Raw genomic sequence first — 26,299 nt, 5'->3', positions numbered from 1 at the left:
CGAGTGAATGGAGTCCACGACTAAGGAGCCGGGCAACTGGCTAAGCTGCCGCTATGTCTGCCCCACCGGACGTGCTGGCACCGGCCAAGCTCGGGCCCGTCACGCTGCGCAACCGCATCATCAAGTCCGCGACCTTCGAAGCCCGAACGCCGGGTGCACTGGTCAGTGACGACCTGATCGAATATCACCGGCTGCCGGCCGCCGGTGGGGTCGGTATGACCACGGTCGCCTACTGCGCGGTCTCCCAAGGCGGCCGCACCGAAGGGAACGGGATCTGGATGCGGCCGGAGGCCGTGCCGGGGTTCCGCCGGCTCACCGACGCGATCCATGCCGCGGGCGCGGCGGTCAGCGCGCAGATCGGCCACGCCGGCCCCGTCGCCAACGCCCGCTCCAACAAGGCGACGGCGCTGGCTCCGGTGCGGTTCTTCAATCCGATCGGCATGCGGTTCGCCAAGAAGGCCACCCGCCAGGACATCGATGACGTGATCGCCGCGCACGCCGACGCCGCCCGGCTGGCCGTCGAGGCCGGATTCGACGCCGTCGAAGTGCATTTGGGCCACAACTATTTGGCGAGTGCGTTTCTCAGCCCGCTGATCAACCGCCGCGACGACGAGTTCGGCGGCTCGCTGGAGAACCGCGCCAAGGTCGCTCGCGGGATGGTGCTCGCTGTCAAGCGCGCGGTCGGAAACCAGATCGCGGTGACCGCCAAGCTGAACATGTCCGACGGGGTGCGCGGTGGCATCTCGGTCGACGAGGCGATCACCACCGCCAAGTGGTTGCAGGACGACGGTGGCCTGGACGCGATCGAGCTCACCGCGGGCAGCTCGCTGGTCAACCCGATGTACCTGTTCCGCGGCGACGCCCCGCTCAAGGAATTCGCCGGCGCCTTCAAGCCGCCGCTGCGCTGGGGCATGCGGATGACGGGCAAGAAATTCCTCCGCGAGTACCCGTACCGCGAGGCCTACCTGCTGCGCGAAGCCAAGCAGTTCCGCGCCGAGCTGACCATGCCGCTGATCCTGCTCGGCGGCATCACCAATCGGGACACGATGGACTTGGCCATGGCGGAAGGCTTTCAGTTCGTCGCGATGGGTCGGGCACTGTTGGCCGAGCCCGATTTGATCAACCGAATCGCGCGCGACAGCACCGTGCATTCCGCGTGCACGCACTGCAACCGGTGCATGCCGACGGTCTACAGCCGGACCCGCTGCGTGGTGACCGGCGCCCCCGATGCGCTCGCTCGGTGACGATGCGGGCCGGCACGGCCCGCTGAGGAGGCGGGCAATCGGACGTGGGCTCGGTGACCGCCCCTCGTGTCGATCGGAGGCGATCGATCGGCAGCCGATACAGTCGGTGCAGTGAGCCAAGCAGCTAATGTTGGGGTGATGAGTCATTCAGCACCGCCCGTGCTGACAGTCCGGTACGACGGATCGCAACGTACCTTCGCAGCAGGTCACGACGTCGTGGTTGGGCGCGATTTGCGCGCCGACATGCGCATCACGCATCCGCTGATCTCGCGGGCACACCTACTGCTGCGGTTCGACCAGGGCCGCTGGCTGGCCATCGACAACGGCTCGTTGAACGGGACCTACGTCAACGGGCGGCGGGTACCGGTGATCGACATCCACGACGGTCAGGTCATCAACATCGGCAATCCCGATGGACCCCAACTGTCTTTCGAGATCGGACGCCACGCCGGGATCGCCGGCCGGCCGCCGCAGACGGCGTCGATGCCGCTCGCCAAGGCATCCGCGCCGGCCCGCCCGGCGCCACCGCCCCAGCAGCCACGCCCGGCCCCCGGGCCGCGGCCGCCAGCGCCTATCGGCCCGGGACCATCGCGCCCGTACCCCGGCGCCCCACCACCGCCGGGCTACCAAGGCAGCGGCGGACGCCGTCCGCCCAGCTACCCTGCCGGCCCGCCGCCTGCCGCGCCACCCCCGATGCGGCAGCCCGCGGCTCCGGTGGCCTCGGCGCCCCCGGTGAACTTCCAGCCGAAGACCGAAATGGCACCGCCGGCGATCAGCAAGCCGCCCGAGGTCGGCAACCTCGCCACCAAGATGATCCAGGCGATCCTGCCCGGGTCGCTGACACCGGACAAGCCGCCGGGGTCGGCCACGATCGGTCGCGCCAACGACAACGACATTGTGATCCAAGACGTGCTGGCGTCGCGCCATCACGCATTCTTGGTCGATTCGCCCCTGGGCACCGAGATCCGGGACGCCCACAGCGTCAACGGCACCTTCGTCAACGGCGTGCGGGTCGGCTCAGCGGTGCTGAGCGAGGGCGACGTGATCACGATCGGCAACATCGACCTCGTCTTCAACGACGGCAACCTGATCCGCCGCACCGAAGCCGCGACCCGCAGCGGTGGCCTGGAGGTCAACGGCGTCCACTTCAAGATCGACGGCAAGGAACTCCTGGACGGAATTTCGCTGACGGCCCGACCGGGCACGCTGACCGCGATCATCGGGGGCTCGGGCGCGGGCAAGACCACGCTGTCGCGGCTGATCGCCGGATACACCCGCCCCAGCTCCGGAACGGTCACGTTCGAGGGCCACAACATCCACTCCGAGTACGCGACGATGCGCAGCAGGATCGGCATGGTGCCGCAGGACGACGTGGTACACCGCCAGCTGACGGTGAACCAGGCGCTGGGTTACGCCGCCGAGCTGCGACTGCCGCCGGACACCAGCAAAGAGGAGCGCGCCCAAGTCGTCGCGCAGGTGCTCGAGGAACTCGACCTGACCAAGCACGCCGACACCCGCGTCGACAAGCTCTCCGGCGGCCAGCGCAAACGCGCCTCGGTCGCGCTGGAACTGCTCACCCAGCCTTCGCTGCTGCTGCTCGACGAGCCGACCTCCGGACTGGACCCCGCGCTGGACCGTCAGGTGATGTTGATGCTGCGCCAGCTCGCCGACGCCGGCCGAGTGGTGCTGGTGGTGACGCACTCGGTGTCCTACCTCGACGTGTGCGACCAGATCCTGCTGATCGCGCCCGGCGGCAAGACCGCCTTCAACGGGCCACCCAGCCAGGTGGGCGAAATGCTGGGCACCACCAACTGGGCGGACATCTTCGCCAATGTCGGCGCCGATCCCGACGAAGCGAATCGCCGCTTCCTGGAACGGAAGGGCGACAGACAGTCGCAAGCACTGGCTCGGGAAAGCCCGGCAGACTTGGGCGAGCCGGTGCATTCCGACGTCCTGCGTCAGCTCTCCACGATTGCGCGCCGCCAGATCCGTCTCGTCATCTCCGACCGCGGCTATACGGTGTTCCTCGCGGTGTTGCCGTTCCTCATGGGTGCGCTGTCGCTGACCGTCAAGGGCCCCACACCGGGGCTGGGTCCCGCCGCCCCCAATGGGCCGGCGCCAACCGAGCCCCAATACATCATGGTGCTGCTCAACATCGGAGCGGTGTTCATGGGCACCGCGCTGACCATCCGCGACCTGATCGGCGAACGCCCCATCTTCCGCCGAGAACAAGCGGTCGGCCTGTCCACCACGGCCTACCTGCTGGCCAAAGTCGCGGTGTTCTCCATTTTCGCGACGGTCCAGGCTGCCATTTCGGTCACCATCGTGCGGCTCGGCAAGGGCGCGCCGACAGCGCATCCGCCGTTCTTCGATAACTCGACGTTTTCCCTGTTCTTGACCGTCGCCGCAACCTGCGTCGCGTCGGCGATGTTCGGCATGCTGCTGTCGGCGGTGGCACAGACCAGTGAGCAGATCATGCCGCTGCTGGTGGTCTCGATCATGTCGCAACTGGTGCTCTGCGGCGGGATGGGGATCCCGGTGACCGGCCGGCTCGGTCTAAACCAGCTGTCCTTCCTGACGCCCGCCCGCTGGGGATTCGCAGCCGGAGCCTCGTCGATCGATTTCCCGAGCCTGGTGAAAGTTCCGCAGATCCCCACCTACGACAGATGGTGGCAGCACTCGAAGCACATCTATGTGTTCGACATGGCCATGCTCACGGCGTTGTCGATCGCCTACACCACCTACATCCGATGGCACATCCGGCTCCGGCGCTGACGCGTCACTGTTCGAGACCGCCGTCGAGCCGCAATCCGTGGGCCGCGGCGTAGGCGAGGGCTTGCTCGATATCGACACGCGTCCGGGTCAGCGATGCAGTCGTCCATAACGACGGGTCGACGACGGCGCCGCGCAGATCGGCCTCGTCCATCCGGGTGCCCGTGGTGCGTGCACCGTTGAGGTCGGCGCCGCGCAGCACAGTCTTACGCAGGTCCGCTTCCACCAGGCTGGTCTCGCGCAGTCGGCAGCCGCTCAGGTCGAGGCCGCGAAGGTCGTTGCCGGCCAGCACCGCCAGCGTGAAGTCCACCTCATCGAGGATCAGCGGCCGCAGCCGGCACCGCACGAACACCGAGCCCAGCATGCTGCACTGGCGAAAAGTACTGTGCCACAATGACGTCAAGTTGAACGTGCAGTTACGGAAGGCTGACCCCGAGTGCTCGGATTCAGCGAGATTGACTCCGCTGAAATCGCATTCGCTGAACACCACTCGCTCGGTGCACAACCGGCTCAGATCGTCGTCGCGGAAGTCGCGGCCGACGAATTCGCTGTCGGTCCAATGCACTATGCGGTGGACGTCAAGCTTGCCAGCGCGTATTCGCTGACCGCGATCAAGGCGTCGGTCGCCGATCTGCGGTCCCTGGCGTCGACGTTGATCACCGGGACATGCGCGGCCAGGGTCAGCGCTTTACGCACCTCGGCAGCGGGATACTTTGGCGTGCCATCGAATTCGTTCACCGCGATGAGAAATGGCAGGTTGCGATGCTCGAAGAAGTCGACCGCGGCGAAGCAGTCCTGCAACCGCCGGCAGTCCACCAGAATGACCGCACCGATCGCGCCGCGCACCAAATCGTCCCACATGAACCAGAACCGGCGCTGCCCCGGCGTTCCGAACAGGTAGAGCACCAAATCCTCGTCCAGCGTAATCCGGCCGAAATCCATAGCGACCGTAGTGGTCCGCTTGTCCGGGGTGGCGTCCACCATGTCGACGCCGGCGGACGCATCGGTGACCATCGCCTCGGTCCGCAGCGGGATGATCTCCGAGACTGCACCGACGAACGTGGTCTTGCCGGCACCGAATCCGCCGGCGATGACGATCTTCGTGGACGCGGTATCGCGCGACTTCGGCTGCGGCGGGGCCACCGCATCAAAGCGCTCGTAGGCCACGGAGCGTCCTTCCTATCAGTTCGCGGCGTTCATCCCGGGTCGAGCGTTCGGTCAACGTCCGGTTCACTCGAAGGTAGCCCGAAGTCACCAAATCGCCGACCAGCACACGCGTGACACCGAGCGGCAAATTCAGCCGAGCCGATATTTCGGCCACCGATGGGCTCTTGACACACAGCTGAACGATTCTGCCCCGCACGTCGTTGGGCGGCCAGCGGTGAAACATTGCTGACTGCAACGTCTGCACCGGCGCTTCCAACGGGATCTCGACGCTGGCTTTGGTCCGTCCGGCCGTCAGGGTGTACGGCCGGACGAGGCTCGCCTCAGACGCAGGCGGCTCAGACCCCGGTGGCTCGCGCTTGTCCATTGCGGCTCACGAGTGTGAGTAGTCGGATGGAGCACGCCGGGACGATTGCACGACGTTGCCCACCCGTTCGACGAGGACAGCCATCTCGTAACCGATCTGGCCGATGTCACACGACGTAGCGGCCAGCGTTGCCAGATGCGAGCCGTCACCGACTTGCATCAGCAGCAGGTAGCCGTTCTGCATCTCCACCACCGACTGCAGGACGTGGCCGCCGTCGAAGAGTTGGGCGGCGCCGTTGGCCAAACTGGCCAGGCCCGACGACACCGCAGCGAGTTGGTCGGCCCGCTCCTGTGGCAGGCGCTCACTGGCCGCGATCAGCAGCCCGTCGACGGACACCAGGATGGCGTGCGACACGCCGGGGACTTCGCGGGCGAAATTCGACACCAGCCAGTCCAGAGAGTTGTCGGAGCGCGCCGACGGGAAGCCAGAGGTCATTCGTGATCGGGTCCTGTATCTGTGTCGCGGGCATGCGATCGTCCTGCGCGAACGCCGCCGAAATGACTGCTGATCGAGGCGCGGATGGCGTCGGGGTCTCGCGCCGGTGCCTCGTGTGCGGGGGTGCGGCCGGACTGGAATCCGCCGTTCGATGCTAACCCGTCGTCGTCGGCGGCCCGGTGGTGCGCAGTCCCGTTCTGCTCGGCCCCGGCACCGCCCGGGACCAGCCGGGCACCGGGATCACGCACCGGCAGGCCGTGGTCGGTGTGAGCCTGCACGGGCACGCTCTCCACCTCGGCGGCGGCTGACCAGCCGCGATCCCACACCGACTGCCAATCCAGATCGGGGCTATGTGCCAGCTCGCGGGGGTCGACCAGCCACTCCGAGACCATCCGCTGGTAGATCGGATCATCCGCGGCCGACTGGTCGGCCGGCGCTGCGGCTTCGGCTGCCCATACGTCGTCGACCTCCGGCGCATCAAGGCGCGCGGGCGGCTGCGGGACGGGCGGCTCGGGGCTGGGGTGCTGGCGGTTCTCCCGGGTAAACCGCACCCGCGAACCGAAGAACGACGAAGTATTCGAAACCGGTTGCGCCGCAGGCTGTTCCGACGGCGGCTCGACGATGTCCTGTTGTGGGACGGGGGGCGGCTCGTGACGCGCCGGAGTCGGCGGGGCGCCGGTGATGCCGCTGCTCCCGGGCCTGCGGCGCGGCAACAGGCTGACCGACGACTCGGTCGAGTGGGCGCCGTTGCGCTCCGTGTCGCCGGCCGCAGCGAACTCTGGCGCGTCGTCGTAGTCCGGCGCGGCGGCCGGCTGGTCGGGCTGCGCTGCGACGGCGGCCGCTACCGCTGCCGGTTCGCGTGGCGCCCTGGGGCCCGCGTCGGCACCTGCCAGCACCGTCGACGGCAGGTAGACCTCGGCCGTCGTGCCCGACCGGGCGTCCTCGATCGACGAACCGCGCAGCCGAACCCGGACACCGTGCCGGTCGGCGAGCCGGCCGACCACGAAAAGGCCCATGTGGCGGGCGCTGTCGGGGGTGACTTCTCCCCCGGCTCGCAGGCGCATGTTGGCGATGCGCCGGTCGCCGTCGGTCATGCCGAGCCCGACATCGACGACCTGCAGCAGGACCGCCCCGTCGCTGCGGAAGCCGGCCGAGACCCGGACCGGCGACGCGGGCGGCGAGTAGCGCAACGCGTTGTCGATCAATTCCGCGAGCAGATGAACGATGTCGCCGGAGGCTGCCCCGTCAATCGCGCAGTCGGGCACCATCGATGTCTCGACGCGGCGATAGTCCTCGACCTCGGAGGCGGCGGCGTGGATGACCGACGACAGCGGCACCGTCGTGCGCTGGTCGCCCCGCGAGCTCTGCGCGCCGGCCAGCACCAGCAGGTTGGCGCCGTTGCGGCGCATCCGGGCGGCCAGGTGGTCGAGCCGGAACAAGCTGTCGAGTCGCTCGGGGTCCTCTTCGCTGCGCTCGAGCCGGTCGATGAGCGACAGCTGTTGGTCGACCAGTGAACGGTTGCGCCGCGACATGGTTTCGAACATGTCGTTGACCAGAAGCCGCAGCCGGGCCTCGTCGCCGGCCAAAAGCAATGCCTGGGTGTGCAATTCGTCGACCGCGTGCGCGACCTGGCCGATTTCCTCGGTGGTGTGCACGGGCAGCGGCTCCGGAGGGGATTCGTCACCGGCCCGGACGCGGACGATCTCGCGCTCGAGATCCTCGTGCGCGACCTTCAGCGCGCCGTCCCGCAGCACCCGCAGCGGCCGGATCAGCGAACGCGCGACCAGCAGCACGACGACGAGTGCCGCGGCGATGGCTGCCAGCACCAGAACGGTGTCCCGGATCGCGGCGTTGCGCCGGCTGTGGGCCTGGTCTTCGACCGCCTTGGTCACGTGCGCCGTGGTGTCCTTGATGATCTGCTCGGCGATGCCGTCAGTGGTCCGCACCGAGTGCAGCAGTGCCGGGCTGTTGACGAGCGCAGTGGCCGGATCCGACATCAGCCCCATCCGGGTCACCATCTGCTGCTGCAGCGTCTTGGCCTCCGGTGAGCCGACGCCGAGCACTTCCGCCATTCCGAACAACGTCGACGGCTCGGTACCGGCGAGGGTGGTCATCGACGTGCGCAGCTCGGGCTCGGGCAAGTCGGCACCGCGGATGATCAGCAGCTGTTGCATCATCATCTGGCCGCGGGCTCCGACGGCGCGGCTGAGTCCCTGCGCTGCGGCGCGGATCTGCTCGTTGTCGACGCGCACCGAACCGTCGATCGCATTCTCGGCGGTCAACAGGATGGGCGCGTAGGTGGTCACCCGCAGCCGCAAACCGAGGTTGTTCGATGCGACGCTGTCCAGCAACGTCTGGCCGCCGTCCAGCATGGCGTCCACCCCTGCGCTCACGTCGGGTGCGACGGCGGTCCCGGCCAGCCGGGCTTCGAGCTCGTGTCTGCGGGCGTCGTAGTTCTTTTTGGCGCCCTCGACATCACCGCCGGTCGAACTCGCCAGCAATGCGACGTCGAGCGCCGACATGTATTTGGTAATCGCCGGAACCATCTCGGCGCGATCGGCGGCCAACCGGAGGCGGTGCGCATCGGTAAGCGCACCCGCGATACGCAATCCCCCGAAAACCATTGCCAGTACCAATGGCAACGCGACAATTGCCACGACTTTCCACCGGACCGGCCAATTCCGCAGCGACCAGGACGCCGGCCGTCTCGCCAATCCGGACTCCGCGCTGTCGTTGTCTGCGACGCGACGTTTGGCCGATGAAATCGCCCGCGCGGTGCGAGCAAACATGGTCACCGGACCAGCGCGGTGTTAGCGTCCGCTCCGCTGAATCGCAGTGTTCGCGCGTAGTTCATCAAACTTCCTGCTAATTGCGCCCACCCCGAGCGACGGGCAGGCGAGATACGCCTGGCAATTCGACGAGTATGCCAGGCTGCGGCTGCAGAGACCACAATTCTTACTGAACAAACAGAGTTCACCGACCCCCTTCAGACACCCCAGACAATAGCCGAGCAAATTTTTCGCGCCGGGCCGGCCGGCCCCAGGTTACGGTGTGTTGTGTTCAGGTTGCTGTTTTACTCCCCGCGGATAGCACCCAATACCGGCAATGCAATCCGGACCGCGGCGGCCACTGGAGCAGAACTTCACCTCGTCGAACCGCTGGGGTTCGACCTGTCCGAGCCCAAGCTGCGGCGGGCCGGGCTGGACTACCACGACCTGGCCTCGGTCACCGTCCACCCGTCATTGGATGCCGCCTGGGCGGCGATCTCCCCGCAGCGGGTGTTCGCCTTCACCGCGCATGCCACGCGGGTGTTCACCGACGTCGGCTACCAGCCCGGCGACGTGCTGATGTTCGGCCCGGAGCCGACCGGGCTCGATGCGGCGACGCTGGCCGACCCGCACATCACCCAGCGGGTGCGCATCCCGATGCTGGGCGGGCGTCGTTCGCTCAATCTGGCCAACGCAGCCGCGGTCGCAGTGTACGAGGCGTGGCGGCAGCAGAGTTTCGCGGGCGCTGTCCGATCAGCGCCGCGGCCCACTGATCTACCAGCTGTTCCAGTGCGTGAGCTGTTCGGCCGGTAACCGTTTGGCCGGACGGAAGTCGGTGCCCTTGGTGTAGGCGATCGGGAACAGGCCGGCTTGGCTGTACTTCTCATACGGGATGCCCACTATCTCGGCCACTTTCTGCTCGCCGCCGCGAAGCAGGTGCAGGGTGGTCCAGCAGGAACCCAGCCCGCGCGAGCGCAACGCGAGGCAGTAGCTCCAGACGGCCGGGAACAGCGACGCCCAGAATGACGCCCCGCCCAGTGGCTGCTTTTCCTCGCGGCCCTCGATGCACGGGATCATCAGCACCGGCGCTTCGTGCATGTGCTCGGCGAGGTAGGTCGCGGAGTCCCGGACCGCGCCCATCCGCTCACCTCGGGTGTCTCCCTCGCCGTATTCGGCCGATGGCGAGCTCAGGTAGCCCCGGGCATTGGCCAGGTAGACCTCACCGATCGCCTTCTTCTTCTCGGCGTCCTCGACGAAAACCCATTGCCAGCCTTGCGAATTGGAGCCGGTGGGCGCCTGCAATGCCAGCTCGAGGCATTCCATCAGCACGTCGCGGGATACCGGCTTGTCGAAGTCGAGGCGCTTGCGGACCGAACGGGTGGTGGTGAGCAGTTCGTCGACAGAGAGGTTAAGGGCCATGGCTGGAGACTACCGTTGCCGCGAAAGTGCATTCCACGACACGTTTACCGAGTGAACCGTAGTTAGTTGCACTCTCGCGGCGATCACCGAAAGTCACGGGACTTGGATCCGATCTTCAGGGTGAGCTCGGCGAACCGCTCAGCAACGACCGTAATTGCGCCACTGGCATTTTGGACCTGGCCGCGGACCAGTAATGCAGGCGCTGTCTGTGCCAGCTTGCGGTGTCGCGCCCATAATCCCGGCGTGCAGAGCACATTGACCATCCCGGTCTCGTCCTCGAGGTTGATAAACGTCACCCCCTGGGCCGTCCCCGGTCGTTGTCGATGAGTGACCGCCCCGGCGATCAGCACGCGGTCGCCGTCGGGCACCGACATCAGATCGGCAGCGGGTACCACCCCCATCTCGTCGAGATCCGACCGCAGGAACTGGGTCGGATAGCTGTCCGGTGAGATACCGGTGGCCCACACGTCGGCGGCGGCCAGTTCCATCTCGCTCATCCCGGGTAACGCCGGGATATGCGACGACGAGCCCACCCCGGGTAAGCGGTCCGGCCGTTGGGTGGCGGCCGCGCCGGCCGCCCACAGCGCCTCGCGCCGGGACATTCCGAAGCAGTGCAGCGCTCCTGCGGTGGCCAGTGATTCGGTCTGCGGCACCGACAGCTGAACCCGCGTCGTCAGATCCAGCAGAGAGTCGAAGGGACCGTGTGCTTTTCGTTCCTCGACCAGCTTTTCGGCCAAGTCGTCACCGATATGACGAACGCTGCCCAGCCCCAGCCGGACTTCCGTTCCGGAGTTCTCCAGCGCGGCATCCGCCAGGCTGGCGGCCACACACGGGCCGTGCACCGTCACCCCATGCCGGCGGGTGTCGGCCACCAGCGACTGCGGCGAGTAGAAGCCCATCGGTTGCGCACGCAGCAGCGCCGCGCAGAACGCCGCCGGGTGATGCAGCTTGAACCACGACGAGTAGAAGACCAGTGACGCGAAGCTCAGCGAATGACTCTCCGGGAAGCCGAAATTGGCGAATGCCTCCAGCTTTTCGTAGACCCGGTCGATCACCTCGTCGTCGGCGCCATGCAATCGCCGCATACCGTCGAAGAACCGGCCGCGCAGCCGTTGCATGCGTTCGGTCGACCGCTTGGAGCCCATGGCACGCCGCAGCTGATCGGCCTCGGCGCCGGTGAAGCCGGCGCAATCCACCGCGAGCTGCATCAGCTGTTCCTGGAAAAGCGGAACTCCCAATGTCTTTCGAAGCGCCGACTCCATCGACGGGTGGTCGTAGACGACTGGGTCGAGGCCGTTGCGGCGTCGGATGTACGGGTGTACCGATCCGCCCTGGATGGGCCCGGGGCGGATCAAGGCGACCTCGACCACCAGGTCGTAGAACACCCTCGGCCGCAATCGCGGCAGGGTGGCCATCTGCGCGCGCGATTCCACCTGGAACACCCCGACCGAGTCGGCGCGGGACAGCATTTCGTACACCGCCGGTTCGGACAGGTCCAACGTGGCCAGGTCGACCTCGATGCCTTTGTGCTCGGCCAGCAGGTCGATGGCATAGTGCAGCGCCGAAAGCATGCCAAGGCCGAGCAGATCGAATTTCACCAAACCGATTGCCGCGCAGTCATCTTTGTCCCACTGCAGCACGCTGCGATTCTCCATGCGTGCCCATTCGACCGGACAGACGTCGGCGATCGGCCGATCGCAGATCACCATGCCGCCGGAATGGATGCCCATGTGCCGAGGCAGGTTCTGGATCTGGTCGGCCAGCTCGATCACCTGTTCGGGAATGCCCTCGATATCCGACGGGCGTCCACTCCAGTGGCTGATCTGCTTACTCCACGCATCCTGCTGCCCTTGCGAAAACCCCAGGGCACGAGCCATGTCGCGCACGGCGATTCGGGAACGGTAGGTGATCACGTTGGCGACCTGAGCGGCATAGTCGCGGCCGTACTTGTCGTAGACGTACTGGATGGCCTTTTCGCGCTGATCCGACTCGATGTCGATGTCGATGTCGGGTGGGCCGTCGCGGACCGGCGACAGGAAGCGCTCGAACAGCAGCTCGTTGGCCACCGGATCGACCGCGGTGACGCCGAGGGCGTAACAGACTGCCGAGTTGGCCGCCGATCCCCTGCCCTGACACAGGATGTTGCTCTCCCGACAGAACCGGGTGATATCGTAGACCACCAGAAAGTAGCCCGGAAACTGCAGTTGGGCAATGATTTCCAGCTCGCGCTCGATCTGGGCATACGCTTGGGGCGCCCGGGATCGCGGGCCGTAGCGGCGCAGGGCCCCCGCCATCGTCAGCTCGCGCAACCAGCTGTCTTCGGTGTGACCGGCCGGCACGTCGAACGGCGGCAATTGCGGGGCGATGAGCGCCAGACCGAATGCGCACTGCTCGCCGAGTTCGGCCGCGGCGGTCACCGCATCGGGATGCTGCGCGAACAGCCGCGCCATCTCCTCACCGGAGCGAAGATGCGAGCCGCCCAGCGGGGCCAGCCAACCGGCGGCCTCGTCCAGCGACTGCCTGGCGCGTATCGCGCCCATGGCCATCGCCAGCCGGCGCCGCGACGGCGCCGCGAAATGCGCGCCGGTGGTCGCAACGCTGCCAAGGCCGAATCGCTTTGCCAGTAAAGCCAATTCGACGTTGATTTCGTCGTCGGCCGGACAGCCGTGGTGGGTCAGCTCGACACTGACCCGCCTTCGCCCGAACCGGTCCACCAGATCGGCCAACGCCGCCGATGCCGCCTCCGGTCCACCGGTGGCCAGCGCGGAGCGGACGTGGCCTTTGCGGCAACCAGTCAAGATGTGCCAGTGCCCGCCCGCCGCCTCGGTGAGCGCGTCGAAGTCGAAGCGCAGCTTGCCTTTCTCGCCGCCGGCCAGATGCGCCGCGGCCAGCTGTCGCGACAGCCGCCGGTAGCCTTCCGGCCCGCGGGCCAACACCAACAGGTGCGGGCCCGCCGGATCGGGATCATCGGTCCGCGCGCCGGATCCTAACGACAACTCGGCGCCAAACACCGTGCGCATATCCAATTCCACGGCCGCTTCGGCGAACCGCACCGCCCCGTAGAGACCGTTGTGGTCGGTCAGCGCGATGGCCCGTAGGTCCAGCCGCGCCGCCTCCTCGACCAGCTCCTCCGGCGCGCTGGCCCCGTCGAGAAAGCTGTATGCCGAATGCGCGTGCAACTCGGCATACGCGACGGACGATCGAAACGGCCGGCCCCCGTCCGGCGGCTGGTATGCCACCCGCTTGCGCGACCACGGCGCCTCATCCGCCGGTCCCCACACCGTTGGCGTGCCGGAACGGCGCGGTTTACCGGAGAGCACCCGCTCCATCTCCGACCAGCCCGGCGGCCCGTTGCTCCAACCCACCGCCCCAGTCTATCGAATGGATGTTCGAATAGCCCGTCCGCCCGGTCAGGGCTGGATGTTCTCCAGATCCTCGAGAAGACTCGGGTGCCGCGGCTGCCAACCCAGTGCCTCTTGGGTATGAGCACTCGACGAGGGCTGATCTGCGGCGAAGATCGCGCCGAGCGGCCCGAACATCTCCTCCGGCACGGCTTGAGCCGCAAGGCCCAGCCTGCGACCGATCACAGCCGCGATGTCACGCACCGCGTCACCCTCGTCAGCCACGGCGTGCCACGCGCTCCCGGCCGGCGCTTTCTCCAAGACCAGCCGGAAGAGTACGGCCGCGTCGAGCGCGTGCACCGCCGGCCAGCGCTGCGCACCGCCGCCCGGGTAACCGGCAATCCCATTGCGGCGCGCGGCTTCGGTGAGCAGACCGGCAAATCCACCGTCGCCCTCGTTGTGCACCGTGCGCGGGAGGCGGATGGCCGCGGCCCGGACGCCGCGCGAGGCCAGTTCCAGTACCGACATGACCGAGTGGCTGCGACCCCCGACCGGCCCGTCGGTCGGCAGCGGATCGTGCTCGGTGGAGCTACGGCCCGGGACGGCCGGCGTGCCTGAGACCGTGATGAACGGACGGTCGCTGTCGCCAAGCTCCTCGCCCAGGACAGCGAGAGCAGCGCTCTCTTCGGCGACCCCCTCCGCAAGCGCGGCGGGGCTGCTGAAGTCGTTGCTGAAGGCCAGATGAATCACGCTGTCGGCCCGGGCGGCACCCGCGCGGAGCGCGGGCAGGTCGGCAAGGTTGCCACGAAGCGGCTCGGCGCCGGCGGTGGCGAGGGCCGCCGCGGACGAGTCGGAACGGGCCAGCGCGAGGACGGTGTGGCCATTGCCGAGCAGTTCAGCAACCACAGCCGAGCCGATCAGCCCGGTGCCACCAGTGATGAAGACGTGCATGTCGCTCCCTCGAAAGTGATGAAACTCTTGTCCCATCACCGTAGCAGAGTGATGAGACAAGGGTCCCGTCACCTAATATGGCCTCATGGCACGGTGGGAAGAGGGCGCGCGCGAGCGGCTCGTTCTGGCGGCTGTAGACCTGTTCACCGAGCAGGGATACGACGCCACGACGGTTGCGCAGATCGCCGGGCGCGCCGGAGTCACCAAGAGCACCTTCTTTCGGTACTTCCCCGACAAGCGCGAACTCTTGGTGGCCGGACAACAGACGCTGAGTCGGCTGCTGACCGAGGGGATCGCCGAGGCGCCCGAGGACGCCACCCCGCTCGGAGCGATCGCAGCCGGCCTCGAGCGTGCGTCGAGCGCGATGGGCCCGATGAATCGCGAGCTCGGCCCGCGACTGAAGGCTGCGGTCGCGGCCAACGTCGAGCTGCAGGAGCGCGACGCCCTCAAGACCGTGGGTCTCACGGCGGCCATGGTCGATGCCCTGCTCGCCCGTGGTGTGCCAGAACCCATCGCGCACCTCGCGGCCGAGCTGGGTGTCCTCGCGTTCAAACAGGGCTACGCCCAATGGCTGCAGGCCCACGACGACGCCACCCTGGCGCCATTCACCCTGGCAGCCCTCGAAGAGCTACGGACAGCGAGCCAGTCCCTCAGCTGATCGCCGGAAATGCGTTGCCACACAACCGACGCCAGTTGTTTACACGAATTAATCTCACCGCCACCTCCCGTCGAGGGTACCGGCGAATACTCGTACGAAGTCCTAGGGGTGAATGGCGGTGTCGATCCGTGGAGCAGCTCAATACGCTCGATGCAGGCTTCCTCATGGCGGAGGATTCGGATCGCAACGTCAGCCTGGCGATCGGCGGAATCGCCATCATCGACGGCGCGAAACCCGATTACGATCAATTCAAAGCTGTTCTGGCAGAGCGTGTTCAATCGATACCTCGATGCACGCAGATGCTGCGCACCCAGCCTTTCGATGTCGGCGCGCCGCAGTGGGTCGACGACTCGGCATTCGACATCAGCCGCCATGTGCGCCGGGCGGCAGTACCGCGGCCGGGTGATGACACCGAACTGTTTCGGGTTGTCGCCGACATGCTGGAGCGCCGGCTGGACCGCGATCGTCCGCTCTGGGAGTGCTGGATCATCGAAGGCCTGAAGGGCCATCGGTGGGCGATCCTGATGAAGGTTCATCACTGCATGGCCGACGGGACCTCGGCGATTCGCATCCTCGCCCGGCTGTGCGACGAGATCGACGGCGACGTGTTCGTACGGCCCGTCTCGAAGCGGGCAGGCCGGCATCCACACCTGGCACCGGTACCCGAGCGCACACCGCGCACCAACCCGCTGAACGACATTTGGCGAACCGCCACCGGAATCACCGACACGATGACCCGAACGATCGGCGGCGCGACCGAGATCGCGGCCGGTCTGATGCGCCCGACCGCGGGATCGTCGCTGGTCGGCCCCGTCACGTCGATGCGGCGCTATCGTGCGGTCCGCGTCCCACTCGCCGATGTCGAACAGGTCTGCCGAAAGTTCAACGTCACCATCAACGACGTTGCGCTGGCGGCGATCACCGAAGGCTACCGATCCGTTCTGCTGCACCGCGGCGAAGAACCCCGGCCGGATTCGCTGCGCACCCTGGTACCGGTGTCGGTACGCCTGCCCGACTCCGCAGACCAACCGGGCAACCGACTCTCGATCATGCTGCCCTATCTTCCGGTCGAGGAGAACGACCCGATCCAGCAGTTGCGCGCCGTGCACAGCAGGCTGACCCGAACCAAGCAAGGTGGACAGCGCCAGGCCGGCAACATGGCGGTGTCGATGACTGGCTTCGTCCCATTCATGTTGTCCTCGTGGCTGATTCGCCTGCTCACCCGTCTGCCGCAACGCGGGATCGTGACGCTGGCAACCAATGTCCCGGGCCCCCACCGACGGCTGGAGATGATGGGCCGCACAGTCAGTCGGCTGCTACCCATTGCGCCAATCGCCCTGCAGCTGCGCAGCGGCGTCGCGGTGATGAGCTACGCCGACGATCTGATGTTCGGTATCACCGCGGACTACGACGCAGGATCCGATATCGACAAACTTGCTGACGGTATCGAAACGGCCATAGCGCGTTTGGCGATGCTCAGCCAGGACTCGGTCTTGCTGTTCTCCGACAAGTCGGTGTAACGGTCTAACGCCGGTTCCGCTTTCCTGTGGTCGGTTTCCGGCGACGGCCGCCAGGACGTTGCGCGCTTGCGCTGTGCGAAGTCGACATCGACTGCGCTGCGGCTTCTGCAATAGTGCTGGTGTCGGGTGCTGGTGTGGGCGTGGGCGCGGTGCCGAACAGGACCCGTATGTCGGCGCCCAGGTAGGCGTTGCAATCGACCGTGAAGCCTGCGATGTCGGCGCTGTCGGTGAACTGCCACGCGGCCGGCGTGGCGCCCCCGTAGGGTGCCCATCCCGCGCCCGAATTGCCACCCGAGTTCGCGTAAATGGTTGAGGCGTAACCGGAGCCGTTCGGGTATGCAGAGGACACCAGGGCATTGGCCAGACCGGAAAGGTTCGCTCCGCCGTGCTGGCTCCAGTACCACTGTGGGTAGTAGCCCAGCTGTACGGTAATCCCGGCGGCGTTGAACGCGCCGACTACGGCGGTCAGGTTCGACATGTCGCCACCGTTTACCTCCCAGTCCAGCATCGCCGGCGTCCCGCCGTTGTTGCCCCGCCAGGTTTGAGCCTGCGAGGCAGGGTCGTCGGTGGTCACATAGTGGTAGCCGATGAGTGGAAGGTTGTTGTGCTGGCACCATTGCTGGACCGTCGGCCAGTAGGGGTCCTCGTAATAGTTGCCCTCGGATACCTTGTGGCACATGCCACTGAAGCCTTCTGGCACGAGTTGTTCCAGGAAGTTGATCGCGGCCTGCGTGGATGACCAGTTGTTGTTGCTGCAATCCGGGTAGAAGAGCGTCACGTTTTGCTCCAATGGCTCATGTCGGCAAGGCATTTCGTAACGCGGATCAACCCGTCGCGCTCGCGACGCACTTCCCAGTGCAGCCCGTCGTCGGTCGTTACCGCGGTCGCGACCGCTCCGGCCTGCCGAAAGACTTGCCCGGCGCGAGTCGGCCTGCCCTTTTTATCCATTGATGAAATCCCCTCTGTGTTTTCGGTCGCGTTGCGTCACCAGTCGAATCCTTTGATGGGAGAGCCTCATCAAGTTTAAGGTTCGAGGTATGACACAGGTGTAGCTGGGCGGTAGCTTGACGATTCGGAACGGACGCGGCCAAGGGCCGGAAAGGCGGGGCGGCGAATGTCGGTCATCATCGACCCGCGCCGTCTCGAGGCGGTGCTGTTCGACCTCGACGGCTCGACCGATCTTGTGGCACGGCTGCGCGACGCCGGCGTGCGCTACGCCCGGTCTGAAGCCGCAGAACTGCTCGAGGCGGCGAACCGGCTGGCGGTGCGGCCGGGCCGGTGCGCCGTGGTGACCCGCGCCGAAGACGGCGTGACGGCCGCGCGGGCCGGCGGCTTCGCGCTTGTGATCGGCATCGACCCGAGCGGTCACAATGACGCCTTGACCGGCTGCGGCGCCGACGCGGTGGTCAAAGATCCGAGCGACATCCTGGTCCGCACCGGGGACCGGCGGATGTCGGAGCTGCCCGATGGCCTGCAGGCCCTGAGCCTGGCCGGACGACACCCCGCGGTGTTCTTCGACTTCGACGGCACGCTTTCCGAGATCGTCGAGGACCCCCACTCGGCCCGACTGGCCGACGGCACGGCGGAGGCGTTGACGTCGCTGAGCACTGCATGCCCGGTGGCGGTTCTGAGCGGACGCGACCTGGCCGACGTGCGGGACAGGATCGGCCTGCCCGGCATCTGGTATGCGGGCAGCCACGGTTTCGAGCTGACCGGACCCGACGGCGCACACCACCAGAACGCGGAGGCGGCGGCAAGTATCCCGGTGCTGGCCGATGCCGCTGCCGGGCTGACCGACCAGCTCGGTCACATTCCGGGTGTGGTGGTGGAGCACAAGCGATTCGGTGTGGCCGTGCACTACCGCAACGCCGCGCGTGACCGGGTCGGCGAGGTGGCCGCGGCGGTGCGAAGCGCCGGGCAGCGAAGCGCCCTTCGCGTCACGACAGGCCGTGAAGTCATCGAGCTACGTCCGAATATCGACTGGGACAAGGGAAAAACCTTGCGTTGGGTGCTCGACTACATCCGCGACAACGAAGGATCCGGACCGCTGCTGCCGATCTATCTCGGTGACGACATCACCGACGAGGATGCCTTTGACGCGGTGGACGACGACGGCATCGCAATCCTGGTGCGTCACAACGAAGACGGGGATCGCGCCACCGCCGCCCGTTACGCGCTGGACGACCCCGACCGGGTGCGGGACTTCACCGAGCGGCTCGCGCGCCGACTCGCGCACTGATCACAGGACCGCCTGCGATTGAATCGTTTTGGCGGCCAGTTTGCCGTCCTCGCCACGGATTTCCGTTTCGACCACGATGACCCGCTTGCCGATGTGCAGCGGGTGGCTGTGCGCCTTGACGGTGCCCGAGCGCGTCGCTGCAAGAAAGTTGGTCTTGGATTCGATGGTTGTGGTTCCTGCCGCCCCCTCGGGGAGATTCAGGAACGCGCATCCCGCTCCCGCCGAATCCGCCAGTGCCATCACGATTCCGCCGTGCAGCACGTCGTTGCCCGTGCACAGATTCGGCGCCCAATCCAGGCTCAGCACCACCTCCTCGGGGCCGGCGGCGTCCGCGGTGATGCCCAGCGTCACGCACAGCGGCACCAGCGCGTGGATCATTTCCGTCGCTGCGGTGTCGGTCATCAGCTCAACCCTCCCATTGCGCGCAGCGCCTCGGCGGTGTCCGCGTCGGCGGGATAGAACGACTCGATAGCCACTTCGGCGACCGTGACATCCAGCGGCGCGCCGACGACCGCGGTCATGCTGAAGAACGCCAACTCTCTTCCGTTGTGCCGCAAGCGCAACGGGACCGCGACGTCGGTCAGCTCGGGGCGCTCGGCCTCGCCGCCCGGGTAGGCCGACAACTCGGCAAGCAACTCGACCAGCCGCGGGTCGCGCGTGGTCTGCACTTGCCGGTGCAATCGTTCGAGAATATGCGCGCGCCACTCCCCCAGATTCGCGATCCGGGATGCCATGCCGTCCGGGTGCAGTGAGACGCGCAATGCGTTCACCGGCGGCGTGAGCAATGCGGGGTCGCATCCGTCGATCAGCACCGCGACGGCGGCGTTGCCGTCCAGCATCTCCCACCATCGGTTGACCACCAGCGCCGGATACGGCTCGTGGCCGGTCAGGATCTGGCGCAACGCGGCCCGCAGCCTGGTCAACTCCGGCTCGTCAAGCGAGTGTTCGGGATAGGCGGGCGCATAACCGCCGGCCAGTAGCAGCGCGTTGCGCTCACGCAGCGGCACGTCGAGTTGTTCGCTGAGCCGCAGGATCATGCCCGGGGTCGGCTGCGAGCGTCCGGTCTCCACGAAGCTCAGGTGCCGAGCAGAGATCTCGGCCTGAATCGACAAGTCGAGCTGGCTTATTCGGCGTCGCTCCCGCCACTCACGCAGCAGCTGGCCGACTGCCGGCGCTGACCGAGCGCTGCGGGCCAGGGTTGTCATCGGCCCGATGCTAGCTGCGCCGAATCATCGCCACCATTACCTGTCGGGTAAGCATCGAATCATCACAGCCGGCGATCGAGGCTGGGCGGAGCCGCGCGGCATCCAACGGTGAAGCGGCTCCGGTTGGTCATTCACGTTGCCGAAACGACGTCAACTGTCCTTGTCGTCGTCGTCTGACTTCTCGTCGTCTTTTTTCTTCTTTTCGCCGTCCCCGTCGCCCTTGTCTTCGCCGGTCGCCAGTTCCAGCGTTGCCCAATGACTCGGCGAGACGTAAACGGTCCAGTTGCCGTCCGCGCGTCCCAACTTGACGACCCCGTCGTCGACTTCCCATTTGGTGCTGTCGTCGTAGTCGGTGGATTGCCCGTCGCTGTACGTGAGTTTGAATGCCATGCCGCAGGCTGCCACGTTCGCGGCCCCGTTAAACCTCGGTGTACTCCACCGCGCCGTCCTCCAGTACCAGCCGCGCATTGCTGCCATCCGGCCCGGCAGCCTCGGTGCGGAACACCGCTTTGCCGGGCGCGGTGCGCCAGATCAGCGTCGTCAGTGTCTCGCCGGGAAAGACCGGTTTGGTGAACCGCGCATCGATCGCCGTGATCGCATTGGCGTTGCCATTGCCGAGCTCTGCGATCAGCGCGCGACCGGAGAACCCGTAGGTACACAGGCCGTGCATGATCGGCTTGGGGAAACCGGCCAGTTCCTTGGCGAACCACGGGTCGCTGTGCAGCGGGTTGCGATCGCCGGAGAGCCGGTAGATCAGCGGCTGATCTTCGCGGGTGGGCAACGCGACCCGGGCGTCCGGCTCGCGGTCGGGGATTTCCGGCGCCACCGGCCGCTGGCCCGGCTCTCCGCCGAAGCCGCCCTCGCCACGAATCACCAGCGTGGTCAGCGTCTCGGCGACCAAAGTCCCGGTGTCAGGATCACTGCCGCGGCCGCGCAACATGATGATGGCGTTCTTGCCCTCGCCCTTGTCCTGAATGTCGGCCACCTCGGTGACAACCGACAGCGTGCCCGCGGCCGGCAGCGGCGCGTGCAGCCGGATCCCCTGAGATCCGTGCAAAAGCATGGCCCAGTTGAACGACCCGACCTTGCCGGCAGCACCGAACGCCGGACAGCAGATCACCGCGTAGGTGGGCAGTACCTGCTGATCGATGTCATGGCTGTTCTCCGTGGTGAACGACAAGTCTTCGAGCCCGGCGCCGACACCGAGCGCATAGAGCAGCGTGTCGCGGTCGGTCCACTCGAAGAACATTGGTTCGGTCGTCGCGCCGACGGCATTCGGGTCGATCGCCATTCGGGTCTCCTCTTCGGTCGGATTCATCGGCCAAGCTCGGCGGGCCCCTCTTGGTCCCCGCTATTTCATCACTCGACGATGTGGTCGGCGAAGCGCGACCACTCACCACGATTTCTTGGCCCAACCCTGGCAAACACTTCACGCCGTCGCCCCCGGCAGGGCAGGCTGTCTACATGCGCAACCGCACCCGCACTGTCCTCTGGAAGGCTGCTGCCGCACTCGCTGCCGTTATCACCGTCAGCGCCTGCTCGGGGTCACCACACATACGCAGCATCACCTTGACCTTCATCCGGCATGCCGAGTCGCAGAGCAACGCCCAGCACGTCATCAACACCGACATTCCCGGACCGGATCTCAGCGAGGCAGGCCAAGCCCACGCCGAACAACTTGCCCATCAGCTCAGCCACAACAACTTCGACGGCATCTACGCCTCCGACATGGTCCGCACCCAACAGACCGCGGAGCCGCTGGCCCACGCGCTGGGCAAGCGGGTCGAAATCCTGCCTGGTCTACGCGAAATCGACGCGGGCCACTACAACAACACGCCGACGAAACGAGCCGAGCTGACCTATCTGATCGCACCGGGAGATTGGTTGAACGGCGATCTCAAGGACGCGGTTCCCGGGTCGATCAGCGGCGAAGAGTTCAACGACCAGTTCACCGGCGCCGTCCAAAAGATCTACGACAGCGGCAACAGCAAGCCGGTCGCGTTCGCGCACGCCGAGTCGATCATGTACTGGACCCTGTTGAACGTCAAAAACCCCAAAAACAGCCTGACGAAGAGCCATCCGCTGCCCAACCTCGGCCGGGTGGTGATCACCGGCAGCCCGGCGGCAGGCTGGACATTGGTCGACTGGGACGGGATCCGGGACTTCAGCTACTGAGCTGAGCGTGCCGCTCCCAACGGTACGGTACTGGACAGTACTGCCCCCAGCGCCCTAAGGTATGCGCTGTGACCCAGACTGCCCGGCCCGGTGCGCAGTCTTCGCCCTGGTCGCCGCGGGAAACCGAGCTGCTCGACGTCACACTGCAGCTGCTGCAGGAGCATGGCTATGAGCGGTTGACCATCGATGCGGTAGCCGCCAAGGCACGCGCCAGTAAGGCGACCGTGTACCGGCGCTGGCCGTCGAAAGCCGAACTGGTGTTGGCCGCATTCATCGAGGGTTGCCGCCAGGTTGCGGTCGCTCCCTGCACCGGCACGTTGCGCGGCGATCTGCTGCGGCTGGGAGAGGTGATCCGCCAGCACGTAGGACAGCAGGCCGGCACCATCCGCGCAGTCATGGTCGAGGTGTCGCGCCATCCGGCGCTCCACGACGCGATGCAGAGCCAGTTCCTCGATCAACGCAAGGCCCTGATCCAGGAGGTCCTGCGCCAGGCGGCCGACCGCGGCGAGATCGACCACGCCGTGATCCGCGACGAGCTCTGGGACCTGCTGCCCGGCTATCTGATCTTTCGATCCATCATGCCCAACCGGCCGCCCACTGAACACACCGTGCAAGCCCTTGTCGACGACGTCATCATCCCGAGCCTTACCCGAAAGGTGAACGGATGAGCCGCATTTCCCGCTTGGTCAGGCGGCGCTGGATGATTCTGGTCGCCCTCGCGGTGGTCGCTCTTGCCGGATTCGCCGTCTACCGACTGCACGGCGTCTTCGGCTCGCACAAGGACTCGTCACACGCCAGCGGAGTCTCCGACGAGATCGTTCCGTTCAACCCCAAATCCGTTGTCTACGAAGTTTTCGGCGCCCCGGGCGCAACGGCAACCATCAACTACCAAGATGTCCATGCCGCCCCACAACGGGTCGACAACGCACCGCTGCCGTGGTCCTACACCATCACCACCACTGACCCGGCGGTCATCGCCAACCTGGTGGCGCAGGGCAACGGCAGCACCTTGGGCTGCCGCATCATCGTCAACGGCGTCGTCAAAGACGAAAGGACCGTCAACGAATTGAATGCCTACACCTTCTGCCTGGACAAGTCCGGATGAGTAATCACAGCGACCATCGGCCCAGAAGCGCCCACGCCATCCGCCGGCTGGCCGTGCCGATCCTGTTGTTCTGGATCGCCTTGGCCGCCATACCGAATATCCTTGTGCCGCAACTAGAAGAAGTCGGGCGACAACACAACGTCGGCCTCAGCTCCGCCGATGCGCCGTCGTATCAGGCGTTCAAACACATCGGCAAGGTCTTCCACGAGTTCGACAGTGACAGTTCAGCGATGATCGTCCTGGAAGGCGATCAGCCGCTCGGGGCCGATGCGCATAAATTTTATGACACGTTGATCCACAAACTGGAACAGGACAAACAGCACGTCCAGCACATTCAGGACTTCTGGGGCGACACGCTGACGGCGGCGGGATCGCAGAGCAGCGACGGCAAGGCGGCTTACGTTCAGCTTTTCTTGGCCGGAAATCAGGGCGAGGCGAAGGCCAACGAGTCCGTCGACGCCGTGCGCGCCACGATGGATCACATCCAGCCGCCGAAAGGCGTCAAGGCCTACCTGACCGGAGCGGCCCCACTTATCGCCGATCAGTTCACCGAGGGCAGCAAGGGCTCCAACAAAGTCACCGCGCTGACCGTCGCGGTGATCGCGGTGATGCTGTTTTTCGTCTACCGATCGTTCGTGACCACGCTCCTGGTTCTTGCGACCGTCCTCATCGAGATGGCAGCGGCGCGGGGATTCGTTGCGTTCCTGGGGAATGCGGGGATTCTGGGGCTCTCGACGTACGCGACCAATCTGCTCACGTTGTTGGTGATCGCCGCGGGTACGGACTATGCGATATTTTTTGTCGGCCGCTATCAGGAAGCGCGCACCGCCGGCGAAGAGCGGGAAACCGCCTTCTACACGATGTATCGCGGCACCGCTCACGTTGTCCTGGGCTCAGGCCTCACGGTCGCCAGCGCAGTGGCGTGCCTCAGTTTCACTCGGCTGCCGTACTTTCAGAGCTTGGGCATACCCGCGGCGATCGGCATCCTCATCGCGCTGCTGGCCTCGCTCACGTTGGGCCCGGCCGTGCTGACCATCGCCAGTCACTTCGGTCTGTTCGACCCCAAGCGGGTGATGCAGACGCGCGGCTGGCGTCGCATCGGCACCGCGATCGTCCGGTGGCCGGCGCCCATTCTGGTGGTGGCGACCGCCGTTGCCCTCATCGGTCTACTCGCCCTGCCCGGCTACAAGACCAGTTACGACACCCGCCCCTACCTGCCGGCCACTGCCGCGGCCAACGTCGGATATACCGCTGCGGAGCGGCACTTTTCCCGGGCCCGGCTGGAGCCCGAGTTGTTGATGATTGAGGCCGACCACGACTTGCGTAATCCGGCCGACATGCTCGTGTTGGACAAGGTGGCCAAAGGCGTTGTCCACATACCCGGTATCGCTCAGGTGCAGTCCATCACCCGGCCGCTGGGAGCCCCGCTGGACCACAGTTCGATCGCGTTTCAGATCAGCCAGCAAAGCGTAGGGCAGGTGCAGAACCTCAAGTACCAATCGGACCGCGCGCACGACTTGCTGCGACAGTCACAAGAACTCGACAAGACCATCGGCATCTTGCAACAGCAATATACCCTGCAACAGCAACTTGCCGGCGCTACTCATGAGGAGACCCAGAAGTTCCACGAAACCCTGGCGATCATTTCGGAGGTACGGGACAAGCTCGCGAATTTCGATGACTTCTTCCGGCCGCTGCACAGCTATTTCTACTGGGAGAAGCATTGCTTTGACATCCCGGCATGCTTCGCGCTGCGGAATACTTTTGAGGCGATTGACAGCATCGACCAACTCAGTGAGAAATTCGAAGACCTGGTCGTCAGCCTGGATAAGCTCGACACGATTCAGCCACAACTGGTCGGGCTGATTCCACCGCAGATTGCCAGCCAGGAAGTCAATCGCGAGCTGACGCTGAAGAACTTCGCCACCAATCTCGGGATCAACAAGCAGTCCGAGACCGCCAACGACAACCCGGCCGCACTCGGGCAGGCCTTCGACAAAGCCAAGAACGACGACCTGTTCTACCTACCGCCCGAAGTCTTCACCAACCCCGACTTCAAACGCGGCCTGAAGTTGTTTGTCTCGCCCGACGGCAAAGCGGCCCGCATGATCATCACGCACGAGGGCGACCCGGCCGAGCCGGCCGCCATCTCCCACGTCGAACCGATCAGGCTCGCCGCGCACGAAGCCGTGAAGAACACGCCACTGGCGGGTGCCAGCTTCTATCTCGGCGGCACGGCGTCGACCTACAAAGACATCGGGGACATGGCGAACTACGACATCATGATCGTCGCGATCGCCTCGCTGAGCCTGATCTTGTTGATCATGATGATCATCACCCGAAGCCTGGTCGCCGCCATCGTGATCGTCGGTACCGTGGCGCTGTCACTGGGCGCGTCGTTCGGTTTGTCCGTGTTGGTGTGGCAGTACATACTGGGCATCGAATTATATTGGGTTGTACTGGCTTTGGCGGTCATTCTGCTGCTGGCGGTCGGATCCGACTACAACCTGCTGCTGATCTCCCGATTCAAAGAGGAGATCCACGCGGGGCTCAAGACCGGCATCATCCGCGCGATGGCCGGCTCCGGTTCGGTGGTGACCGCCGCGGGTCTGGTCTTCGCCGTCACCATGTGCGGGTTCGTGTTCAGCGGTTTGCAGACCCTCGGCCAGATCGGCACCACCATCGGTCTCGGCCTGCTCTTCGACACGTTGATCGTCCGTTCTTTCATGACGCCATCGATCGCCACCCTGCTCGGCCGCTGGTTCTGGTGGCCGCTACGGGTGCGCCCGCGGCCCGCCAGCCAGATGCTTCAGCCCTACGGAGCACGGCCCGCAGTTCGTCAGCTGCTGCTATGGGACGACCCGGAAGAAAAAGAGTCCTCGGTGGCGTCGGGCTGATTCCCGCCACGATTACGTCACACGGCGTTGACGTGCCGC

General features: G+C 66.0%; 23 protein-coding genes. 10 read left to right on the top strand and 13 right to left on the bottom strand.

The features are described from left to right. Positions 1 to 53: 53 nt before the first annotated feature. Complete coding sequence (locus VGG53_RS09505) at positions 54 to 1,244, top strand: NADH:flavin oxidoreductase (protein ID WP_331517788.1); 1,191 nt, start codon at positions 54 to 56, stop codon at positions 1,242 to 1,244. A gap of 138 nt (positions 1,245 to 1,382) precedes the next feature. Next, a complete protein-coding gene (locus VGG53_RS09500) occupies positions 1,383 to 4,019 on the top strand; it encodes an FHA domain-containing protein (protein ID WP_331517787.1) in 2,637 nt (878 codons plus the stop codon). Between the two features lie 4 nt (positions 4,020 to 4,023). Here VGG53_RS09500 and VGG53_RS09495 read toward each other — a convergent pair whose 3' ends face one another. The 5 genes from VGG53_RS09495 to VGG53_RS09475 are packed head-to-tail and all read right to left on the bottom strand — an operon-like array spanning position 4,024 to position 8,777. Further along, on the bottom strand, positions 4,024 to 4,584 hold the full coding sequence (locus tag VGG53_RS09495) for a pentapeptide repeat-containing protein (protein WP_331517806.1): 561 nt from the start codon (positions 4,582 to 4,584) through the stop codon (positions 4,024 to 4,026). Next, positions 4,581 to 5,159 (bottom strand): ATP/GTP-binding protein, encoded by a 579-nt coding sequence (locus VGG53_RS09490; protein ID WP_331517805.1) that lies wholly within the window; start codon positions 5,157 to 5,159, stop codon positions 4,581 to 4,583. The genes VGG53_RS09495 and VGG53_RS09490 overlap by 4 nt, the downstream gene beginning before the upstream one ends. A gap of 4 nt (positions 5,160 to 5,163) precedes the next feature. Continuing rightward, positions 5,164 to 5,547 carry a DUF742 domain-containing protein gene (locus tag VGG53_RS09485; protein ID WP_331517786.1) on the bottom strand — a complete coding sequence of 128 codons (384 nt, stop codon included), beginning with the start codon at positions 5,545 to 5,547 and terminating at the stop codon, positions 5,164 to 5,166. Positions 5,548 to 5,553: 6 nt separating this feature from the next. Then, positions 5,554 to 5,982: a roadblock/LC7 domain-containing protein gene (locus tag VGG53_RS09480; RefSeq protein WP_331517785.1), complete on the bottom strand. Its 429-nt coding sequence runs from the start codon at positions 5,980 to 5,982 to the stop codon at positions 5,554 to 5,556. After that, positions 5,979 to 8,777: a sensor histidine kinase gene (locus VGG53_RS09475; RefSeq protein ID WP_331517784.1), complete on the bottom strand. Its 2,799-nt coding sequence runs from the start codon at positions 8,775 to 8,777 to the stop codon at positions 5,979 to 5,981. The genes VGG53_RS09480 and VGG53_RS09475 overlap by 4 nt, the downstream gene beginning before the upstream one ends. A 261-nt stretch (positions 8,778 to 9,038) precedes the next feature. Here VGG53_RS09475 and VGG53_RS09470 point away from each other — a divergent pair, with 261 nt between their 5' ends. Next, positions 9,039 to 9,563 (top strand): tRNA (cytidine(34)-2'-O)-methyltransferase, encoded by a 525-nt coding sequence (locus VGG53_RS09470; protein WP_331517783.1) that lies wholly within the window; start codon positions 9,039 to 9,041, stop codon positions 9,561 to 9,563. Here the strand turns inward: VGG53_RS09470 and VGG53_RS09465 are convergent. The 3 genes from VGG53_RS09465 to VGG53_RS09455 all read right to left on the bottom strand — a co-directional run bounded on the left by VGG53_RS09465 (position 9,525) and on the right by VGG53_RS09455 (position 14,461). Then, positions 9,525 to 10,169, bottom strand: a complete 645-nt coding sequence (locus tag VGG53_RS09465; RefSeq protein WP_331517782.1) for a nitroreductase family protein — start codon at positions 10,167 to 10,169, stop codon at positions 9,525 to 9,527. The two genes, VGG53_RS09470 and VGG53_RS09465, sit on opposite strands and share 39 nt — an antisense overlap. An 83-nt stretch (positions 10,170 to 10,252) precedes the next feature. Continuing rightward, a complete protein-coding gene (locus tag VGG53_RS09460) occupies positions 10,253 to 13,534 on the bottom strand; it encodes an error-prone DNA polymerase (RefSeq protein WP_331517781.1) in 3,282 nt (1,093 codons plus the stop codon). A gap of 45 nt (positions 13,535 to 13,579) precedes the next feature. After that, on the bottom strand, positions 13,580 to 14,461 hold the full coding sequence (locus VGG53_RS09455) for an SDR family oxidoreductase (protein ID WP_331517780.1): 882 nt from the start codon (positions 14,459 to 14,461) through the stop codon (positions 13,580 to 13,582). Positions 14,462 to 14,546: 85 nt separating this feature from the next. On the opposite strand from VGG53_RS09455, the gene VGG53_RS09450 reads away from it, so the two are divergent. Beyond that, the gene (locus tag VGG53_RS09450; protein WP_331517779.1) at positions 14,547 to 15,119 is read left to right on the top strand and encodes a TetR/AcrR family transcriptional regulator; all 573 of its coding nucleotides are present in this window, start codon (positions 14,547 to 14,549) and stop codon (positions 15,117 to 15,119) included. Between the two features lie 128 nt (positions 15,120 to 15,247). After that, positions 15,248 to 16,639 carry a wax ester/triacylglycerol synthase family O-acyltransferase gene (locus tag VGG53_RS09445; protein ID WP_331517778.1) on the top strand — a complete coding sequence of 464 codons (1,392 nt, stop codon included), beginning with the start codon at positions 15,248 to 15,250 and terminating at the stop codon, positions 16,637 to 16,639. 4 nt (positions 16,640 to 16,643) lie between these two features. On the opposite strand, the gene VGG53_RS09440 is transcribed toward VGG53_RS09445, so the two are convergent. Beyond that, positions 16,644 to 17,417, bottom strand: coding sequence for a GH25 family lysozyme (locus VGG53_RS09440; protein ID WP_331517777.1), 774 nt, complete (start codon positions 17,415 to 17,417; stop codon positions 16,644 to 16,646). Between the two features lie 336 nt (positions 17,418 to 17,753). On the opposite strand from VGG53_RS09440, the gene otsB reads away from it, so the two are divergent. After that, complete coding sequence (gene otsB, locus VGG53_RS09435; RefSeq protein ID WP_331517776.1) at positions 17,754 to 18,878, top strand: trehalose-phosphatase; 1,125 nt, start codon at positions 17,754 to 17,756, stop codon at positions 18,876 to 18,878. Here otsB and VGG53_RS09430 read toward each other — a convergent pair whose 3' ends face one another. The 4 genes from VGG53_RS09430 to VGG53_RS09415 all read right to left on the bottom strand — a co-directional run bounded on the left by VGG53_RS09430 (position 18,879) and on the right by VGG53_RS09415 (position 21,374). Further along, positions 18,879 to 19,280, bottom strand: a complete 402-nt coding sequence (locus VGG53_RS09430; protein ID WP_331517775.1) for a PaaI family thioesterase — start codon at positions 19,278 to 19,280, stop codon at positions 18,879 to 18,881. After that, positions 19,280 to 20,083 carry a helix-turn-helix transcriptional regulator gene (locus VGG53_RS09425; protein WP_331517774.1) on the bottom strand — a complete coding sequence of 268 codons (804 nt, stop codon included), beginning with the start codon at positions 20,081 to 20,083 and terminating at the stop codon, positions 19,280 to 19,282. The genes VGG53_RS09430 and VGG53_RS09425 overlap by 1 nt, the downstream gene beginning before the upstream one ends. A 150-nt stretch (positions 20,084 to 20,233) precedes the next feature. Continuing rightward, a complete protein-coding gene (locus VGG53_RS09420) occupies positions 20,234 to 20,473 on the bottom strand; it encodes a hypothetical protein (RefSeq protein WP_331517773.1) in 240 nt (79 codons plus the stop codon). Positions 20,474 to 20,501: 28 nt separating this feature from the next. Further along, on the bottom strand, positions 20,502 to 21,374 hold the full coding sequence (locus tag VGG53_RS09415) for a MaoC/PaaZ C-terminal domain-containing protein (RefSeq protein WP_331517804.1): 873 nt from the start codon (positions 21,372 to 21,374) through the stop codon (positions 20,502 to 20,504). A 173-nt stretch (positions 21,375 to 21,547) separates the two neighbouring features. Here VGG53_RS09415 and VGG53_RS09410 point away from each other — a divergent pair, with 173 nt between their 5' ends. The 4 genes from VGG53_RS09410 to VGG53_RS09395 all read left to right on the top strand — a co-directional run bounded on the left by VGG53_RS09410 (position 21,548) and on the right by VGG53_RS09395 (position 26,260). Further along, entirely contained in the window at positions 21,548 to 22,258 is a 711-nt protein-coding gene (locus tag VGG53_RS09410) for a histidine phosphatase family protein (protein ID WP_331517772.1), read from the top strand. Positions 22,259 to 22,326: 68 nt separating this feature from the next. Then, positions 22,327 to 22,926 carry a TetR/AcrR family transcriptional regulator gene (locus VGG53_RS09405; protein ID WP_331517771.1) on the top strand — a complete coding sequence of 200 codons (600 nt, stop codon included), beginning with the start codon at positions 22,327 to 22,329 and terminating at the stop codon, positions 22,924 to 22,926. Beyond that, entirely contained in the window at positions 22,923 to 23,363 is a 441-nt protein-coding gene (locus VGG53_RS09400; RefSeq protein ID WP_331517770.1) for an MmpS family transport accessory protein, read from the top strand. Before VGG53_RS09405 ends, VGG53_RS09400 begins: the two co-directional genes overlap by 4 nt. After that, a complete protein-coding gene (locus tag VGG53_RS09395; RefSeq protein ID WP_331517768.1) occupies positions 23,360 to 26,260 on the top strand; it encodes an MMPL family transporter in 2,901 nt (966 codons plus the stop codon). Before VGG53_RS09400 ends, VGG53_RS09395 begins: the two co-directional genes overlap by 4 nt. Positions 26,261 to 26,299: the final 39 nt, after the last annotated feature.

Source organism: Mycobacterium sp., assembly GCF_036490025.1.
Lineage (GTDB): Bacteria > Actinomycetota > Actinomycetes > Mycobacteriales > Mycobacteriaceae > Mycobacterium.
Note: the sequence above shows the minus strand (reverse complement) of the source record. Positions and strands in the feature narration are given on the sequence as shown.

Bases quoted from the DNA above. Each gene is read 5' to 3' on its own strand.
- VGG53_RS09505 (WP_331517788.1), top strand. From the start codon at position 54: ATGTCTGCCCCACCGGACGTGCTGGCACCGGCCAAGCTCGGGCCCGTC.
- VGG53_RS09500 (WP_331517787.1), top strand. From the start codon at position 1,383: ATGAGTCATTCAGCACCGCCCGTGCTGACAGTCCGGTACGACGGATCG.
- VGG53_RS09485 (WP_331517786.1), bottom strand. From the start codon at position 5,547: ATGGACAAGCGCGAGCCACCGGGGTCTGAGCCGCCTGCGTCTGAGGCG.
- VGG53_RS09480 (WP_331517785.1), bottom strand. From the start codon at position 5,982: ATGACCTCTGGCTTCCCGTCGGCGCGCTCCGACAACTCTCTGGACTGG.
- VGG53_RS09465 (WP_331517782.1), bottom strand. From the start codon at position 10,169: ATGGCCCTTAACCTCTCTGTCGACGAACTGCTCACCACCACCCGTTCG.
- VGG53_RS09455 (WP_331517780.1), bottom strand. From the start codon at position 14,461: ATGCACGTCTTCATCACTGGTGGCACCGGGCTGATCGGCTCGGCTGTG.
- VGG53_RS09450 (WP_331517779.1), top strand. From the start codon at position 14,547: ATGGCACGGTGGGAAGAGGGCGCGCGCGAGCGGCTCGTTCTGGCGGCT.
- otsB (WP_331517776.1), top strand. From the start codon at position 17,754: ATGTCGGTCATCATCGACCCGCGCCGTCTCGAGGCGGTGCTGTTCGAC.
- VGG53_RS09430 (WP_331517775.1), bottom strand. From the start codon at position 19,280: ATGACCGACACCGCAGCGACGGAAATGATCCACGCGCTGGTGCCGCTG.
- VGG53_RS09425 (WP_331517774.1), bottom strand. From the start codon at position 20,083: ATGACAACCCTGGCCCGCAGCGCTCGGTCAGCGCCGGCAGTCGGCCAG.
- VGG53_RS09420 (WP_331517773.1), bottom strand. From the start codon at position 20,473: ATGGCATTCAAACTCACGTACAGCGACGGGCAATCCACCGACTACGAC.
- VGG53_RS09415 (WP_331517804.1), bottom strand. From the start codon at position 21,374: ATGGCGATCGACCCGAATGCCGTCGGCGCGACGACCGAACCAATGTTC.
- VGG53_RS09410 (WP_331517772.1), top strand. From the start codon at position 21,548: ATGCGCAACCGCACCCGCACTGTCCTCTGGAAGGCTGCTGCCGCACTC.
- VGG53_RS09400 (WP_331517770.1), top strand. From the start codon at position 22,923: ATGAGCCGCATTTCCCGCTTGGTCAGGCGGCGCTGGATGATTCTGGTC.
- VGG53_RS09395 (WP_331517768.1), top strand. From the start codon at position 23,360: ATGAGTAATCACAGCGACCATCGGCCCAGAAGCGCCCACGCCATCCGC.